Here is a 16,364-nt window from a genome sequence, read left to right as displayed (position 1 = left end):
TGACTTTTTTACAGGCGCCCGACGTACGGCAAATGGTATCTTCCCTGCCCTGAAAGCCTTATGCCACCTGACTTGTGTAGGACAATTGCGGCGAATCGTCGCGTTTTTCCTGATTTTGACGTCAAGGTTCAGTCGACAAACGGCCTGAGAACGACACAAAAAGCTGTTATAAAGTTGCGCGCAAACCCATAAGAGCCACGCCTAATGCGACCATTTTTCAAGACATGGCTAACCATTTGCCTATTAATGCCACTGGCCGCCCACGCCACCAATCGTGAGCAACGACTTCCTAACGTTAACGGTTTCACCCCTAAAGTTCACAGCACACCCAGCACGGCCAAATCGGTAAAGCTGACCGTCAACCGCCCGACTCAACTGAGCAAGGCCCACGGTAAAGCAAACCCGGCCCTGATGGCAGTCAACACCAAACAGAGCAGCACCGTCCTCAGCCGCGCCGTGAACGTGCTCGGTACTCCTTATCGTTGGGGCGGCAGCAGCCCAAGTAAAGGGTTCGACTGCAGTGGTTTGGTGAAATATGCGTTTAACGACGTAGCGGCCGTGGATTTGCCGCGCACCTCCAACGCCATGGCCGCCGGCCACGGGCAGAAGGTTGACCGCAAGGACCTGAAACCGGGTGACCTGCTGTTCTTCAAACTGAAGAGCCGCCAGGTGAACCACGTTGCCATCTACCTGGGCAACGACCGTTTCATCCACGCACCGCGCCGTGGCAAGGCGGTCAGCATCGACACGCTGAAGAAGCCGTTCTGGGACAAGAACTACGTGATCGCCAAGCGGGTGCTGCCGAAAGAGCAGAACAATCTGCGGGTCGTCCAGCGCTAAGCCTGCCGCAAAGCTATAGGCGGCTTGTTGTAGTGAGCGGGCTTCTGTGGTGAGCGGGCTTGCCCCGCGCTGGGGCGCGCAGCGGCCCCAATGAGGCCACCGAATTTCCGCAGATACAACTCGTCGCCTGGTTTTTGGGGCGGCTTCGCCACCCAGCGCGGGGCAAGCCCGCTCACCACAACAAGCCCGCTCTCATATATCTGCTGGCATCCTCGCCTTCTCCCGTGCGTCTTCGCGACTGATCACCCCCTCCCCGACCAGCGCCTTCAAGCTCATATCCAACGTCTTCATCCCCAACGCCCCACCGGTCTGGATCGCTGAAACCATCTGCGCCACCTTGTCCTCGCGGATCAGATTGCGAATGGCCGGCGTGCCCAGCATGATTTCATGGGCCGCTACGCGCCCGCCGCCGACCTTCTTCACCAGGACCTGGGACACCACCGCCTGCAACGACTCCGACAGCATCGAGCGGACCATGGCCTTTTCCCCCGCCGGGAACACATCCACCAGCCGGTCTACGGTCTTTGCCGCAGACGTGGTGTGCAGGGTGCCAAATACCAGGTGCCCGGTCTCAGCCGCTGTCAGCGCCAGGCGAATGGTTTCCAAGTCGCGCAATTCGCCTACCAGGATTACGTCCGGGTCTTCACGCAGCGCCGAGCGCAGGGCGGTGGAAAAACTGTGAGTGTCACGGTGCACCTGGCGCTGGTTGATCAGGGCGGTCTTGGGTGTGTGGATAAACTCGATGGGGTCTTCGAGGGTGAGGATGTGCTGGCGCCGATGCTGATTGAGAAAATCGATCATCGCCGCCAGGGTGGTGGACTTGCCCGAGCCGGTCGGGCCAGTCACCAGCACCAAGCCGCGTGGCAGCAGGGCGATACGCCGGAACACTTCGCCAAGACCAAGGCTTTCAAGGCTCTGCACCTCGCTGGGAATCGTGCGAAACACCGCCCCCATGCCACGGTCCTGCGTGAACACATTGGCCCGGAAGCGCGCCACGCCAGGCAGGTCGAACGCGAAATCCGTTTCAAGAGATGTTTCGAAATCCTTTTGCTGGTGCTGATTGAGCAACGGGCTCAATAAGTCCGCCACTTGCCGGGGTGAGAGCACCGGCCAATCCAACGGCCACACCTCGCCATCCACCCGCAACATCGGCGCCAGGCCGGCCGACAGATGCAGGTCGGAGGCGCCACGGCTTACGCTGGCCGCCAGCAATTCAGTGATATCCATAGGGCTTTCCATTTCCAGTAGAATGCCGCGGACTCCATATCCACGGGCGCATCTTGAATGTCGACGATAGCAGACAACATCGGCCAGGTTAGCCAGCGCATCCGCGCCGCAGCCGACGCCGTGCAACGTGACGCAAGCAGCATCCACCTGCTGGCCGTGAGCAAGACCAAACCCGCGCCAGCCGTGCGCGAAGCCTATGCCGCCGGAATGCGCGACTTTGGCGAGAACTATCTGCAGGAAGCCTTGGGCAAACAGGCCGAATTAACCGACCTGCCCTTGAGTTGGCACTTCATCGGCCCCATTCAATCGAACAAGACGCGCGCTATCGCCGAGAACTTCGCTTGGGTGCATTCCGTGGACCGCCTCAAAATTGCACAACGCCTGTCCGAACAACGCCCGGCCGACCTGCCACCGCTGAACATCTGCATCCAGGTCAACGTCAGTGGCGAAGCCAGCAAGTCCGGCTGTACGCCCGCCGACCTGCCGGACCTGGCCAATGCGATCAGCGCCCTGCCGCGCCTGAAGTTGCGTGGCCTGATGGCGATTCCTGAGCCGACTGAAGATCGCGCCGCGCAAGATGCAGCGTTTGCCGCTGTACGCGACCTGCAAAACAGCCTGAACCTGCCGCTCGACACACTTTCCATGGGCATGAGCCACGACCTTGAGTCGGCCATCGCCCAAGGCGCCACCTGGGTGCGGATCGGTACCGCCCTGTTTGGCGCCCGCGACTACGGCCAGCCATGAAATGGCTGACTTCCATCTGAGTAAGGACCTGTCATGAGCAACACGCGTATTGCCTTTATCGGCGCCGGTAACATGGCGGCCAGCCTGATCGGTGGCCTGCGGGCCAAGGGCCTGGGCGCCGCGCAGATCCGCGCCAGCGACCCCGGCGCCGACACCCGTGCCCGCGTCAGCGCCGAGCACGGTATTGAAACCTTTGCCGACAACGCCGAGGCCATCCGTGGCGTCGATGTGATCGTGCTGGCGGTGAAGCCGCAGGCCATGAAGGCCGTGTGCGAAAGCCTGCGCCCGAGCCTGCAACCGCAGCAACTGGTGGTGTCCATCGCCGCCGGCATTACCTGCGCCAGCATGAATAACTGGCTGGGCGCCCAGCCGATCGTACGCTGCATGCCCAACACCCCAGCGCTGGTCAGCCAAGGCGTGAGCGGCTTGTACGCCACCGCCGAAGTGAGCGCCGAACAACGCAACCAGGCGCAAGCGCTGCTGTCCGCCGTGGGCACCGCCCTGTGGTTGGAACACGAGCAGCAGCTGGACGCGGTCACCGCCGTGTCCGGCAGCGGCCCGGCGTATTTCTTCCTGTTGATCGAAGCCATGACCGCCGCCGGGGTGAAGCTGGGACTGTCCAAGGACGTTGCCGAGCAACTGGCCGAGCAGACCGCCTTGGGTGCCGCGCATATGGCGGTTGCCAGCGATGTGGACGCGGCCGAGTTGCGCCGTCGCGTGACCTCCCCCGGCGGCACCACACAGGCGGCCATCGAGTCGTTCCAGGCCGGGGGCTTTGAAGCCCTGGTGGAAAAAGCATTGAGTGCCGCTGCGCACCGCTCGGCGGAACTCGCCGAACAACTGGGCAAATAAGGAGCCAACATGATTGGTTTGAACACCGCAGCCGTCTACGTGCTGCAAACCCTCGGCAGCCTGTACCTGCTGATCGTACTGATGCGCTTTGTGCTGCAACTGGTACGCGCGAACTTCTACAACCCGCTCTGCCAGTTCATCGTCAAGGCCACCCAGCCGCTGCTCAAGCCGTTGCGTCGGATCATCCCGAGCCTGTTCGGCCTGGACATGTCGTCGCTGGTGCTGGCGATCCTGGTGCAGTTGGCCTTGATGGCGCTGACCCTGCTGCTGACCTACGGCACCACCGGCAATTTCGTACAGTTGCTGATCTGGGCGATCATCGGCGTGACCGCGCTGTTCCTGAAGATCTTTTTCTTCGCCTTGATCATCAGCGTGATCCTGTCCTGGGTCGCGCCGGGTAGCCACAACCCTGGCGCCGAGCTGGTGAACCAGATCTGCGAACCGGCCCTGGCGCCGTTCCGCAAGCTGCTGCCGAACCTGGGCGGCCTGGATATCTCGCCGATCCTGGCATTCATGGTGCTCAAGTTGCTGGATATGCTGGTGATCAATAACCTGGCGGCGATGACCATGATGCCGGACATTCTGCGTTTGCTGATCTAACGCGGATCAAATGTGGGAGCAAGCCTGCTCCCACATTTTCGAACTGCACACTGAATTCAATCCGCGCAGGCCTTTGCTTGCCGCTGGGGTTCGCGCTCTTTAGACTTACGCCTCATTTAAACGAGAGCAGGGTCGATGCCAACTGCCTTTCCCCCCGATTCTGTTGGACTGGTCGTGCCCCAAATGGCGCACTTCAGCGAACCGCTGGCCCTGGCCTGCGGCCGTTCGCTGCCTGCCTACGACCTGATCTATGAAACCTACGGCCAACTGAATGCCACGGCGAGCAACGCCGTGCTGATCTGCCACGCCCTGTCCGGCCATCACCACGCTGCCGGCTTCCACTCGGTCGACGAGCGCAAACCCGGCTGGTGGGACAGTTGCATCGGCCCCGGCAAGCCCATCGACACGAACAAGTTCTTTGTGGTCAGCCTGAACAACCTCGGCGGCTGCAACGGTTCCACCGGCCCGAGCAGCCTCAACCCTGAGAACGGCAAGCCGTTCGGCGCAGACTTCCCGGTGCTCACCGTGGAAGACTGGGTGCACAGCCAGGCGCGCCTGGCCGACCTGCTGGGCATCGACCAATGGGCCGCCGTGATCGGCGGCAGCCTGGGCGGCATGCAAGCGCTGCAATGGACCATCACTTACCCCGATCGCGTGCGCCATTGCCTGGCCATCGCCTCGGCCCCTAAATTGTCGGCGCAGAACATCGCCTTCAACGAAGTGGCGCGCCAGGCGATCCTGACCGACCCTGAGTTCCACGGTGGTTCGTTCCAGGAAGCCGGTGTGATCCCCAAGCGCGGCCTGATGCTGGCGCGGATGGTCGGGCACATCACTTACCTGTCCGATGACTCCATGGGCGAGAAATTCGGCCGTGGCCTCAAGAGCGAGAAGCTCAACTACGACTTCCACAGCGTCGAGTTCCAGGTAGAAAGCTACCTGCGTTATCAGGGTGAGGAGTTCTCGGGGCGTTTCGACGCCAACACCTATTTGCTGATGACCAAGGCGTTGGACTACTTCGACCCAGCCGCCAACTTTGATGACGACCTGGCGAAAACCTTCGAAGGCGCCACGGCCAAGTTCTGCGTGATGTCATTTACCACCGACTGGCGCTTCTCGCCGGCGCGCTCCCGCGAGCTGGTGGATGCTCTGATGGCTGCGCGCAAGGACGTCTGCTACCTGGAAATCGATGCACCGCAAGGCCACGACGCCTTCCTGATCCCGATCCCACGCTACTTGCAGGCCTTCAGCAATTACATGAACCGCATAACTTTGTGAGAACGCCATGAGAGCCGACCTGGACATCATCCAAGACTGGATCCCCGCCGGCAGCCGCGTGCTCGACCTTGGCTGCGGCGATGGCGAACTGCTGAGCTGGCTGCGCGACCACAAGCAAGTCACCGGCTACGGCCTGGAAAACGACCCGGACAACATCGCCCAGTGCGTGGCCAAGGGCATCAACGTGATCGAGCAGGACCTGGACAAGGGCCTGGGCAACTTTGCCAGCAACAGCTTCGATATCGTGGTGATGACCCAGGCCCTGCAGGCGGTGCACTACCCGGACCGCATCCTCGACGAGATGCTGCGCGTAGGTCGCCAGTGCATCATCACCTTCCCCAACTTCGGGCATTGGCGCTGCCGCTGGTACCTGGCCACCAAGGGCCGCATGCCGGTGTCGGACTTCCTGCCGTACACCTGGTACAACACGCCGAACATCCACTTTTGCACCTTCGAAGATTTCGAAGCCCTGTGTGGCGAGCGTGAAGCCAAGGTGATCAACCGCCTTGCCGTCGATCAACAGCATCGCCACGGCTGGGCGAGTAAGCTATGGCCCAATCTGTTGGGCGAAATCGGTATTTATCGGGTCAGCAGTCCTGGCCTCACGGACCACAAGATTGCCGTCTAATCATTTTCAAGAGGGACGATCATGAGTCGTTTGGCTGTTTTTCTATTGACCGCATGCCTGGGTGCCAGCGCCATGGCCGCGGACGCTATCGACGCTAATCGCAAGAAAGATTTCGGCGATATCACCGTTCACTACAACACGTTCACCTCCAGCTTCCTGCAACCGGAAACCGCCCAGAAAGTCGGCGTAGTGCGCAGCAAGGAGAAGGGTTTGATCAACGTGACCGTGATCAAGGGCGTGACCCCGGTGGCCGCGCAAGTGACGGGCACCATCAAGGATTTGGGTGGCAAAAGCGAGATCCTCACCTTCAAGCAAATCAACGAAAAAGGTGGCATCAATTATCTCGCGCCCTACGCCGTGACCCAGCGCGAATACAAGACCTTTACCATCAACGTTGAAACCGGCGGCAAAGCCCATAGCTTCCAATTCAACCAGGAACTGTTTCCGGCGGAATGATGAACCTTACCCAACTCGTACTGGCCAGCCATAACGCCGGCAAGCTTAAAGAACTGCAAGCCATGCTCGGCGACTCCGTGCAGTTGCGCTCGATCGGCGAGTTCAGCCAGGTGGAGCCGGAAGAGACCGGCCTGTCGTTCGTCGAGAACGCCATCCTCAAGGCGCGCAATGCTGCGCGTATCTCCGGCCTGCCAGCGCTGGCGGACGACTCGGGCCTGGCGGTGGACTTCCTCGGCGGTGCGCCGGGCATCTACTCGGCACGCTACGCCGATGGCAAGGGCGACGCCGCCAACAACGCCAAGCTGCTGGATGCGCTCAAGGGCGTGCCCGACGCCGAGCGCGGCGCACAGTTCGTCTGCGTGCTGGCCTTGGTGCGGCATGCCGATGACCCGCTGCCGATCTTGTGCGAAGGCCTGTGGCACGGGCGCATCCTGCACGCGGCCAGTGGTGAGCACGGTTTTGGCTATGACCCGCTGTTCTGGGTGCCGGAACGTAACGTTTCCAGCGCCGAACTGAGCCCGGCCGACAAGAACCAGATCAGCCACCGTGCTCGCGCAATGGATTTGCTGCGCCAACGCCTGAGCCTGAAATGACCCAGAACACCTCTGCGCAGCCACTGATCCACGGTGGCGCGCAAACACTTCGGGCGGCCTTGCCTGTGCTGCCGCCTCTGGCGCTGTATATCCATATCCCGTGGTGCGTGCGCAAATGCCCCTATTGCGACTTCAACTCCCACACCGCCAGTAAAGTGCTGCCGGAAGAAGAGTACGTGGACGCCCTGTTGGCCGACCTCGATCAGGACCTGCACGCGGTTTACGGTCGCGAACTGAGCTCGATCTTTTTTGGTGGCGGTACGCCGAGCCTGTTCAGCGCCGCAGCGTTGGGCCGTTTGCTCAAGGGTGTGGAAGCGCGCATCCCGTTCGCCAGTGATATCGAGATCACTCTGGAAGCCAACCCCGGGACGTTCGAGCAGGAAAAGTTCGTGGCGTACCGCCAGCTGGGGATCAATCGCCTGTCCATCGGTATCCAGAGCTTCCAGCAGCAAAAGCTTGAGGCTCTGGGCCGTATTCACAACGGCGATGAAGCCGTACGCGCTGCCGGTATGGCGCGCCAGGCCGGGTTCGATAACTTCAACCTGGACTTGATGCACGGTTTGCCCGATCAGTCCCTGGACGACGCTTTGAGCGACCTGCGCCAGGCCATCGCGCTGAAGCCAACGCACTTGTCCTGGTACCAGCTGACCCTGGAACCCAACACCGTGTTCTGGAACCAGCCGCCCGCGCTGCCGGAGGACGACACCTTGTGGGATATCCAGGAAGCCGGCCAGGCACTGCTCGCCGAACACGGTTATGCGCAATATGAAGTGTCGGCTTATGCCCAACCGGGCCGCCCGGCCCGGCATAACCTCAACTACTGGAGCTTCGGTGACTTCATTGGCATCGGCGCCGGTGCCCACGGCAAACTCAGCCACCCCGACGGGCGCATTGTACGTACCTGGAAGACCCGAGCACCGAAGGACTACCTCAACCCGGCCAAAAGCTTCCAGGCCGGCGCGAAAGAACTGACTAACGAAGAACTGCCGTTCGAATTTTTGATGAACGCCTTGCGCCTGACCGAAGGCGTCGAAGCGAAGCTCTACGCTGAGCGCACCGGGCTGGCGTTGTCGAGCCTGGATGAAGGCCGCCGCGAGGCAGAACAAAGTGGCTTAATGCAGGTCGAACCGTCACGCCTGGCGGCGACCGACCGCGGGCAACTCTTTCTCAATGACCTGTTGCAGAAGTTTTTGAGCTGACGCTCTAAGGAAATCGAATGGATTTGGTACTCGACCTGCTCGCCACCGTATCCCGTTGGAGCCGTAGCAACCTGTCGGAAATCTCCCTGGCCCTCGTCGGCTGCCTGCTGGTGCTGTTTGGCGCCGATATCAAAGGCTGGGTGGAAGCGCGCTTGGGCAGCATCGCAGGCGCATTGCGCGTCCCGTTAATGGCGTTGGTGTGCATGATCGGCAGCGGCGCGGCGTTGATCTACGCCACGCCGTGGATTGTACGGGGGTTGAGCCAGTTCAATAACTACAGCCTGGCGCCGGTGTTGATCGTGGTACTGGTACTGATCGGTGTAGTCGCCGACCGCCGCTGATCATGAGCAAAACGTCGATACAAATGTGGGAGGGGGCTTGCCCCCGATGGCGGTGGACCAGTCACTGTTTGTGGTGACTGACACTCCGCTATCGGGGGCAAGCCCCCTCCCACATTTGATTGCATTTCAAGCTAATGGTGAGTTACGCCAACTTCTCGAACTTCAGATCCCACACCCCATGCCCCAATCGCTCGCCACGGCGTTCGAACTTGGTGATCGGGCGTTCAGCCGGGCGTGGCACGCATTTGCCGTCTTCCGCCAGGTTGCGATAGCCGGGGGCGACGTTCATCACTTCCAGCATGTATTCCGCGTAGGGTTCCCAGTCGGTGGCCATGTGCAGGATGCCGCCAACCTTGAGCTTGCTGCGTACCAGCTCCGCGAAGGAGGCCTGGACGATGCGGCGCTTGTGGTGGCGGGCTTTGTGCCATGGGTCGGGGAAGAACAGCATCAGGCGGTCGAGGCTATTGTCGGCGATGCAGCGGTTGAGCACTTCAATCGCGTCGCAGTCGTAGACCCGCAGGTTGGTCAACCCTTGGGTCAACACACCATTGAGCAGCGCGCCGACACCGGGGCGGTGGACCTCCACGCCGATGAAGTCCTGGTCGGGCGCGGCGGCCGCCATTTCCAGCAGGGAGTGGCCCATGCCGAAGCCGATTTCCAGGGAACGCGGGGCCGAACGGCCGAACACCTGGTCGTAGTCCACCGGCGCGTCGGCCAAGGGCAACACGAACAGGGGCGTACCTTGCTCCAGGCCCTTTTGCTGGCCTTCGGTCATGCGACCGGCGCGCATCACAAAACTCTTGATGCGGCGGTGCTTGGACTCGTCGCCTGCTTCCGGGGTGTTCGGCGTTTCGTTTGATTCAGTCATCAATGGCTCTTACTTGATCAGACCATCCAGCGGCGAAGAGGCGCTGGCGTAGAGTTTTTTCGGCATGCGACCGGCGAGGTAGGCCAGGCGGCCCGCGACGATGGCGTGGTTCATGGCTTCGGCCATCATGATCGGTTGCTGGGCATGGGCGATGGCCGAGTTCATCAGCACTGCGTCGCAGCCCAGCTCCATGGCGATGGTCGCGTCGGAGGCCGTGCCCACGCCCGCATCCACCAGCACCGGGATCTTGGCTTCTTCGAGGATGATCTGCAGGTTGTACGGATTGCAGATACCCAGGCCGGAACCGATCAGGCCGGCCAGCGGCATCACGGCGATACAGCCGATTTCCGCCATTTGCCGCGCGATGATCGGGTCATCGCTGGTGTAGACCATCACGTCGAAGCCTTCCTTGACCAGGGTTTCAGCGGCCTTGAGGGTTTCGATCACGTTGGGAAACAGGGTTTTCTGGTCGGCCAGCACTTCCAGCTTCACCAGGTTGTGGCCGTCGAGCAGTTCACGGGCCAGGCGGCAGGTGCGCACGGCTTCGATGGCGTCGTAGCAACCGGCGGTGTTCGGCAGGAAGGTGTAGCGATCCGGCGACAGCACTTCGAGCAGGTTCGGCTCGCCTTCGATCTGGCCGAGGTTGGTGCGGCGGACGGCGAAGGTGACGATCTCGGCGCCCGAGGCTTCGATGGCCAGGCGGGTTTCTTCCATGTCGCGGTACTTGCCGGTGCCGACCAGCAGACGGGACTGGTAGGTACGACCGGCCAGGACGAAGGGCTTGTCGCTACGAACGATGCTCATGGGAAATCCTCGAAATGGGGTGAGGTTCTGCAGAATTCAGGAAGCTGCGCGATCAGCCGCCGCCGATGGCGTGGACCACTTCGACCTGGTCACCTTCGGTGAGCGCGGTCTCGGCGTGCAGGCTACGCGGGACGATATCCAGGTTGAGTTCCACTGCGACGCGACGCCCGGTGAGGTCCAGGCGGGTCAGCAGGGCCGCAACGGTTTCACCGTCGGGCAGTTCAAAGGATTCGCCGTTCAACTGAATGCGCATGCCACGGGCCGCCATCGTTTTTAGGGGCCCGCATTCTAGCCCGATCAAGGTTGATGACCCAAGTCCCTCGGTCAGATCGCCTGCAAGCGCCAGGCAGCCAGCCCCAGGAAAAACCAGCCCAGCAAGAACGCCAACCCGCCAAATGGCGTGATGATGCCCAGCTTGCTGATGCCCGTCATCGTCAGCACATACAAGCTGCCGGAGAACAACAGGATGCCGACAGTAAAGGAGATGCCCGCCCAGCTGACCAACCGACCAGGAATATGCGCGGCCAGCAGCGCTACGCCGAACAGCGCCAAGGTATGTACCAGTTGGTAGGTCACCCCGGTATGGAAGATCGCCAGGTACTCGGCGCTCAAGCGGTTTTTCAGGCCATGGGCGGCGAACGCGCCAAGGGCCACACCGGTGAAGCCAAAAAAGGCAGCCAGCATCAGAAAGCTACGCAGCATCAGGAACTCCAGTCAGACTCATCGGGCAGGGTCTGTATAATGGCCCGCTCAACGGGTTCGGCCAAGCCATCTCTATGCTGCGTCTCCTCTTCAAACGCTTTCTCAATGTCGTTAAATGGTTTGCCATCGCCAGTGTGCTGTTGGTACTGCTGTTTCGCGTCGTCCCGCCGCCCTTCACCGCGCTGATGGTGGAGCGCAAGGTCGAATCCTGGTTCGACGGCGAACCCATTGACCTGCAGCGCAGCTGGGTGCCGTGGGACGAGATCTCCGATGACCTCAAAGTGGCGGTGATGGCCGGTGAAGACCAGCGTTTCCCGCAGCACTGGGGCTTTGATTTCGGCGCGATCCAGGCGGCTATCCAGCACAACGAGCGCGGTGGTTCGATACGCGGCGCCAGCACGTTGAGCCAGCAGGTGTCGAAAAACCTGTTCCTGTGGGCCGGCCGCAGTTATTTGCGCAAAGGCCTGGAGGCTTGGTTTACCGGGCTGATCGAGGTGTTGTGGCCCAAGCAGCGGATTCTTGAGGTGTACCTCAACAGCGTGGAGTGGGATGAAGGCGTCTTCGGCGCGGAGGCGGCGGCGCGGCATCACTTTGGGGTGAGTGCCAAAGGGTTATCGCGGCAGCAGGCCAGCTATTTGGCCGCGGTGTTGCCGAACCCTCGGGTGTGGAGTGCCAGTCATCCGACGGCGTATGTGGCAAGGCGCGCTGCTTGGATTCGGCAGCAGATGAGCCAGCTGGGTGGTGATGGATATCTGGTTGAGTTGAATAACGCCCGCAAAGCCCCTTGGTCCGACTGAACCAACACAAAAACAAATGTGGGAGGGGGCTTGCCCCCGATAGCGGTGGATCAGTCAGCTTATTTGTAGCTGACCCACTGCAATCGGGGGCAAGCCCCCTCCCACATTTTTATTGACCGCGTCGCGTTTTAGGCGGCGATCGACAACTTCAGCTTATTCATCGCGCTTTTCTCAAGCTGACGAATCCGCTCGGCCGACACGTTGTACTTCTGTGCCAGGTCGTGCAGCGTGGCTTTTTCTTCCGCCAGCCAGCGCTGGTAGAGGATGTCACGGCTGCGGTCGTCCAGCACTTCCAGCGCTTCGTGCAGGTTGTGGTTGGAGTTGTCACTCCAGTCCGCATCCTCCAATTGACGCGCCGGGTCGTACCGGTGGTCTTCCAGGTAGTTGGCCGGCGATTGGAAGGCGCTGTCGTCGTCCGCTTCGGCGGCCGGGTCGAAGGCCATGTCATGGCCGGTCAGGCGGCTTTCCATCTCGCGCACTTCACGCGGTTCCACGCCCAGGCTTTCAGCCACGCGGTGGACTTCCTCGTTGTTCAGCCACGCCAAGCGTTTTTTCTGGCTGCGCAGGTTGAAGAACAGCTTGCGCTGGGCCTTGGTGGTCGCGACTTTCACAATGCGCCAGTTGCGCAGGATGAACTCGTGGATTTCCGCCTTGATCCAGTGCACGGCAAACGACACCAAGCGCACACCCATCTCAGGGTTGAAGCGCTTTACCGCCTTCATCAGGCCAACGTTGCCTTCCTGGATCAGGTCAGCCTGGGCCAAGCCGTAGCCGCTATAGCTACGGGCGATATGTACGACAAAACGCAGGTGGGCGAGCACCATCTGCCGAGCCGCCCCCAAATCCTGCTCATAGTAGAGACTCTCGGCCAGTTCACGCTCCTGCTCGGGCGTCAGCAATGGAATGCTGTTGACCGTGTGCACATAGGCTTCCAGGTTCGCACCCGGGACCAAGGCATAAGCAGGTTGCAAAGAAGTGGTCATACGAAAAAACCTCCGACTCACATAACTCGTGCAGTTCAGCACTGCGAAAATTGACCGGGAACCGTAGGACAAGTTCCCTAAACCACTGATACGGTCAATACAAACGAAACCACATTAATCTGACATTAACTACTTCGGTGCCAGCTCACGTAAATGCCGAGCGACCGCAATCCAAGCACCGATATACCCCAACAATACCGCGCCAAGCAAGAGACTAAGACCATCGGCTACCGGCACACCGGCCAGCGCGAAATCGCTGCCGTAGAGTCCGGCCAGCCCGACCACCGCGTCGTTCAGCCAGTCCAGGCCAAATGCCAGCACCCCCCAGGACAAAATCCCCGCACCGAAGCCATAAAGCGCGCCCATGTACAGAAATGGACGACGCACATAGCTGTCCGTGCCGCCGACCAGTTTAATCACTTCTATCTCTGTGCGACGGTTTTCAATATGAAGACGAATGGTATTGCCTATCACCAAAAGTAATGCAGACACCAACAGCACCGTCAGGCCGAACACAAACCGGTCGCCGAGCTTGAGGATCGCCGCCAGGCGCTCTACCCAGACTAGATCAAGTTGTGCCTGCTGCACCTTCGGCATCTCTGCGAGCTTTTGTCGCAGGGCCTCCAGCGCCGGCTTGTCGACTTCATTCGGCGTCACCAGCACCACGCCCGGCAGCGGGTTCTGCGGCAACTCCTTGAGCGCCTCGCCCAGGCCGGATTGTTGCTGGAACTCCTCCAGCGCCTGATCGCGGCTGATGTACTCGGCATCCGCCACGCCGGGCAGGTTCTTGATGTCATCGCGCAAGGACTCGCCGTCTTTAGCGCTGGCGTCGATGTTCAAGTACAGCGAGATCTGCGCCGCGCGCTGCCAGGAGCCGCCCAGGCGCTCCACATTATTAAGCAGCAGCGACAGGCCCATCGGCAGGCTCAGGGCCACCGCCATCACCAGGCAGGTGAAAAAGCTGCCGATCGGCTGTTTGCCCAGGCGGCGCAGGCTGTCGAGCAGGCTGGCGCGATGGCTTTCGATCCAGGCGCGCAGCAAGGTGCTGAAGTCCGGACCGTCGTCATCGTGATCGTGTTTTTTCTTCTGCGGTTGCGGGTCGGCCGGTTTCGGCGCCACGCGCTCGGAGACTTTAGGGCTGCGTGTTGCACTCATACGCCGGCCTCCCCATCACCGATCAGGCGGCCGCGTTGCAGGGTCAGCATGCGATGGCGCATGCGTGCGATCAGCGCCAGGTCGTGGCTGGCGATCAGCACGCTGGTGCCCAAGCGGTTGATGTCTTCGAACACCCCCATGATCTCGGCCGCCAGGCGCGGGTCGAGGTTACCGGTGGGTTCGTCCGCCAGCAGCAAGGCCGGGCGGTGGACGATGGCGCGGGCGATGCCGACGCGCTGTTGCTGACCGGTGGAGAGATCGCCAGGGTAGAGATCGGTCTTGTCCGACAGCGCCACGCGCTCCAGGGCCGAATCCACGCGCTTGACGATCTCGGCCTTGGACAGCCCGAGGATCTGCAACGGCAGCGCCACGTTGTTGAACACGGTGCGATCGAACAGCAACTGGTGATTCTGGAACACCACGCCGATCTGGCGGCGCAGGAACGGGATTTGCGCATTACTGATGGTTGCCAGGTCCTGGCCGGCCAGCAGCAGTTTGCCGGTGGTCGGGCGCTCCATGGCCAGCAGCAGGCGCAGCAACGTACTTTTACCGGCGCCGGAGTGGCCGGTGACAAACAGAAATTCGCCGCGACGCACTCGAAAGCTCAGCTCATGCAAGCCGACATGCCCGTTGGCATAGCGTTTACCGACCTGTTCGAATCGAATCATGAACGCTCCCGCTCGGCAAAGAGTGCCTGTACAAAGGGTTCGGCTTCAAAGGTGCGCAGGTCATCAATGCCTTCACCGACACCGATATAACGAATCGGCAACCCGAACTGTTTGGCCAGGGCGAAGATCACGCCGCCCTTGGCCGTGCCGTCGAGCTTAGTCAATGCCAGGCCGGTCAGTTGGACCGTCTGGTTGAATTGTTTGGCCTGGCTGATGGCGTTCTGGCCGGTACCGGCATCCAGCACCAACAGAACCTCGTGCGGCGCGTCTGCGTCGAGCTTGCCGATCACGCGACGGACTTTTTTCAGCTCTTCCATCAAATTGTCTTTGGTGTGCAGGCGACCGGCGGTATCGGCGATCAGCACATCGATGTTCCGTGCTTTGGCGGCCTGCACCGCATCGAAGATCACCGAGGCGGAATCGGCGCCGGTGTGCTGGGCGATGACCGGGATCTTGTTGCGCTCGCCCCAGACCTGCAGCTGTTCAACCGCTGCGGCTCGGAACGTATCGCCCGCCGCCAGCATCACCTTCTTGCCTTCGGACTGCAGCTTTTTGGCCAGCTTGCCGATGGTGGTGGTCTTGCCGGCGCCGTTAACGCCCACCACCAGGATCACAAACGGCTTTTTCGGGGTGATCACCAGCGGCGCTTCCACCGGCTTGAGCATGGCGGCCAGCTCGGCCTGCAGGGATTTGTACAGCGCGTCGGCGTCGGTCAGTTGCTTGCGCGCGACCTTCTGGGTGAGGCTCTGGATGATCACGGCGGTGGCTTCGACACCCACGTCGGCGGTGAGCAGGCGGGTTTCGATGTCTTCCAGCAATTCGTCATCGATGACCTTTTTACCCAGGAACAGGCTGGCCATGCCTTCGCCGATACTGGCGCTGGTCTTGCTGAGGCCTTGCTTGAGGCGGGAGAAAAAGCCGGCTTTGCTGGTTTCAACAGGGGAAACGGGTTGCTCGATGACCGCAGGAGCGGCAACCAATGGCTCGACCGCCACGGGTGCTGGTGCTGGTGCTGGTGCTGGTGCTTCAACGATAACCGGCTGCGGCTCAACGATCACCGGAATCGGTGGAACCACATGCTCGGCCTGCACATCTTCAACCAGTGCCACGGGCTCTTCAGCCACCGGCAGTTCCAGCCATGGCTTGTGCTCGGGTTCCGGCTCAGGTTCCGGCTCCGCCTCGGCGACCGGCTGCAATACCGGCTCAGCCATCGGCAATACCACCGGCGCAGGGGTTTCGGCGACCGGTTCGGCTTCTACTATAGGCTCGGGGATCGGTTCGGCTTGAACCTGCGGTTGTTCGTCAACGGTTTCCTGCGGCTTTTTGCGCAGCCATCCGAACAGGCCTTTTTTCTCGCCAGCCGGGGCTGGGGTCTTCTTGTCGTCGTTGGAACCAAACATGGAGACGGCTATCTCAAGGTAGCGATGCGCCAGGGCGCCTCGGTAAATAAATTCGATGCAGAACAGACTGCTTTAACGCCCGCTTGTTCATGCGCAACATTTTGTAAGGCGTAAATAAAGGCCTCAACAAATCGACTCAATATAGGACTGAAGCGACAAAATCGGCGAAAAGTGGAAGATCATCGGGGAAACCCTCCATCTATCCCAACATTCCTACGACCGGATTCGGGAC

Annotated in this window: 20 protein-coding genes; 11 read left to right on the top strand and 9 right to left on the bottom strand. The window is 61.0% G+C overall.

The features are described from left to right. Window positions 1-204: 204 nt before the first annotated feature. Window positions 205-840 carry a C40 family peptidase gene (locus QCBJ_RS25540; protein ID WP_046034944.1) on the top strand — a complete coding sequence of 212 codons (636 nt, stop codon included), beginning with the start codon at window positions 205-207 and terminating at the stop codon, window positions 838-840. Between the two features lie 192 nt (window positions 841-1,032). Here the strand turns inward: QCBJ_RS25540 and QCBJ_RS25535 are convergent, their stop codons facing one another. Continuing rightward, window positions 1,033-2,067, bottom strand: coding sequence for a type IV pilus twitching motility protein PilT (locus tag QCBJ_RS25535; protein WP_102061861.1), 1,035 nt, complete (start codon window positions 2,065-2,067; stop codon window positions 1,033-1,035). 57 nt (window positions 2,068-2,124) lie between these two features. Between QCBJ_RS25535 and QCBJ_RS25530 the strand changes: the two genes are divergently transcribed. From QCBJ_RS25530 to QCBJ_RS25490, 9 genes are all read left to right on the top strand, one after another. Further along, the gene (locus QCBJ_RS25530; RefSeq protein ID WP_015886344.1) at window positions 2,125-2,811 is read left to right on the top strand and encodes a YggS family pyridoxal phosphate-dependent enzyme; all 687 of its coding nucleotides are present in this window, start codon (window positions 2,125-2,127) and stop codon (window positions 2,809-2,811) included. A 33-nt stretch (window positions 2,812-2,844) separates the two neighbouring features. Further along, window positions 2,845-3,663: a pyrroline-5-carboxylate reductase gene (proC, locus tag QCBJ_RS25525; protein ID WP_015886345.1), complete on the top strand. Its 819-nt coding sequence runs from the start codon at window positions 2,845-2,847 to the stop codon at window positions 3,661-3,663. A 9-nt stretch (window positions 3,664-3,672) separates the two neighbouring features. Further along, on the top strand, window positions 3,673-4,263 hold the full coding sequence (locus QCBJ_RS25520; RefSeq protein WP_015886346.1) for a YggT family protein: 591 nt from the start codon (window positions 3,673-3,675) through the stop codon (window positions 4,261-4,263). A gap of 135 nt (window positions 4,264-4,398) precedes the next feature. Next, a complete protein-coding gene (locus QCBJ_RS25515) occupies window positions 4,399-5,538 on the top strand; it encodes a homoserine O-acetyltransferase (protein WP_015886347.1) in 1,140 nt (379 codons plus the stop codon). 7 nt (window positions 5,539-5,545) lie between these two features. Next, entirely contained in the window at window positions 5,546-6,166 is a 621-nt protein-coding gene (gene metW / locus QCBJ_RS25510; RefSeq protein WP_003234603.1) for a methionine biosynthesis protein MetW, read from the top strand. Between the two features lie 21 nt (window positions 6,167-6,187). Next, window positions 6,188-6,622 carry a DUF4426 domain-containing protein gene (locus QCBJ_RS25505; protein WP_015886348.1) on the top strand — a complete coding sequence of 145 codons (435 nt, stop codon included), beginning with the start codon at window positions 6,188-6,190 and terminating at the stop codon, window positions 6,620-6,622. After that, entirely contained in the window at window positions 6,619-7,215 is a 597-nt protein-coding gene (rdgB, locus tag QCBJ_RS25500) for an RdgB/HAM1 family non-canonical purine NTP pyrophosphatase (RefSeq protein WP_043206037.1), read from the top strand. Before QCBJ_RS25505 ends, rdgB begins: the two co-directional genes overlap by 4 nt. Beyond that, on the top strand, window positions 7,212-8,414 hold the full coding sequence (gene hemW / locus QCBJ_RS25495; RefSeq protein WP_102061860.1) for a radical SAM family heme chaperone HemW: 1,203 nt from the start codon (window positions 7,212-7,214) through the stop codon (window positions 8,412-8,414). The genes rdgB and hemW overlap by 4 nt, the downstream gene beginning before the upstream one ends. A 17-nt stretch (window positions 8,415-8,431) precedes the next feature. Next, on the top strand, window positions 8,432-8,755 hold the full coding sequence (locus QCBJ_RS25490; RefSeq protein ID WP_015886351.1) for a DUF3392 domain-containing protein: 324 nt from the start codon (window positions 8,432-8,434) through the stop codon (window positions 8,753-8,755). A gap of 142 nt (window positions 8,756-8,897) precedes the next feature. On the opposite strand, the gene trmB is transcribed toward QCBJ_RS25490, so the two are convergent. The 4 genes from trmB to QCBJ_RS25470 all read right to left on the bottom strand — a co-directional run bounded on the left by trmB (window position 8,898) and on the right by QCBJ_RS25470 (window position 11,129). After that, window positions 8,898-9,623, bottom strand: coding sequence for a tRNA (guanosine(46)-N7)-methyltransferase TrmB (gene trmB, locus QCBJ_RS25485; RefSeq protein ID WP_015886352.1), 726 nt, complete (start codon window positions 9,621-9,623; stop codon window positions 8,898-8,900). A 9-nt stretch (window positions 9,624-9,632) separates the two neighbouring features. Then, complete coding sequence (locus QCBJ_RS25480) at window positions 9,633-10,427, bottom strand: thiazole synthase (protein ID WP_102061859.1); 795 nt, start codon at window positions 10,425-10,427, stop codon at window positions 9,633-9,635. Between the two features lie 52 nt (window positions 10,428-10,479). After that, the gene (thiS, locus tag QCBJ_RS25475; protein ID WP_015886354.1) at window positions 10,480-10,680 is read right to left on the bottom strand and encodes a sulfur carrier protein ThiS; all 201 of its coding nucleotides are present in this window, start codon (window positions 10,678-10,680) and stop codon (window positions 10,480-10,482) included. Between the two features lie 71 nt (window positions 10,681-10,751). Then, on the bottom strand, window positions 10,752-11,129 hold the full coding sequence (locus QCBJ_RS25470; protein ID WP_015886355.1) for a DUF423 domain-containing protein: 378 nt from the start codon (window positions 11,127-11,129) through the stop codon (window positions 10,752-10,754). 74 nt (window positions 11,130-11,203) lie between these two features. Here QCBJ_RS25470 and mtgA point away from each other — a divergent pair, with 74 nt between their 5' ends. After that, window positions 11,204-11,926, top strand: a complete 723-nt coding sequence (gene mtgA, locus QCBJ_RS25465) for a monofunctional biosynthetic peptidoglycan transglycosylase (protein ID WP_015886356.1) — start codon at window positions 11,204-11,206, stop codon at window positions 11,924-11,926. A gap of 128 nt (window positions 11,927-12,054) precedes the next feature. Here the strand turns inward: mtgA and rpoH are convergent, their stop codons facing one another. From rpoH to ftsY, 4 genes are all read right to left on the bottom strand, one after another. Beyond that, window positions 12,055-12,909: an RNA polymerase sigma factor RpoH gene (gene rpoH / locus QCBJ_RS25460; RefSeq protein WP_003176698.1), complete on the bottom strand. Its 855-nt coding sequence runs from the start codon at window positions 12,907-12,909 to the stop codon at window positions 12,055-12,057. A gap of 129 nt (window positions 12,910-13,038) precedes the next feature. Further along, complete coding sequence (gene ftsX, locus QCBJ_RS25455) at window positions 13,039-14,064, bottom strand: permease-like cell division protein FtsX (RefSeq protein ID WP_046034939.1); 1,026 nt, start codon at window positions 14,062-14,064, stop codon at window positions 13,039-13,041. After that, window positions 14,061-14,732, bottom strand: a complete 672-nt coding sequence (gene ftsE, locus QCBJ_RS25450) for a cell division ATP-binding protein FtsE (RefSeq protein WP_003234627.1) — start codon at window positions 14,730-14,732, stop codon at window positions 14,061-14,063. The genes ftsX and ftsE overlap by 4 nt, the downstream gene beginning before the upstream one ends. Continuing rightward, window positions 14,729-16,132: a signal recognition particle-docking protein FtsY gene (gene ftsY / locus QCBJ_RS25445; protein ID WP_102061858.1), complete on the bottom strand. Its 1,404-nt coding sequence runs from the start codon at window positions 16,130-16,132 to the stop codon at window positions 14,729-14,731. The genes ftsE and ftsY overlap by 4 nt, the downstream gene beginning before the upstream one ends. Window positions 16,133-16,364 lie beyond the last annotated feature (232 nt).

It is taken from the genome of Pseudomonas sp. QC2 (genome assembly GCF_002859085.1).
GTDB lineage: Bacteria > Pseudomonadota > Gammaproteobacteria > Pseudomonadales > Pseudomonadaceae > Aquipseudomonas > Aquipseudomonas petroselini.
This window is presented reverse-complemented; position numbering and strand designations above follow the sequence as displayed.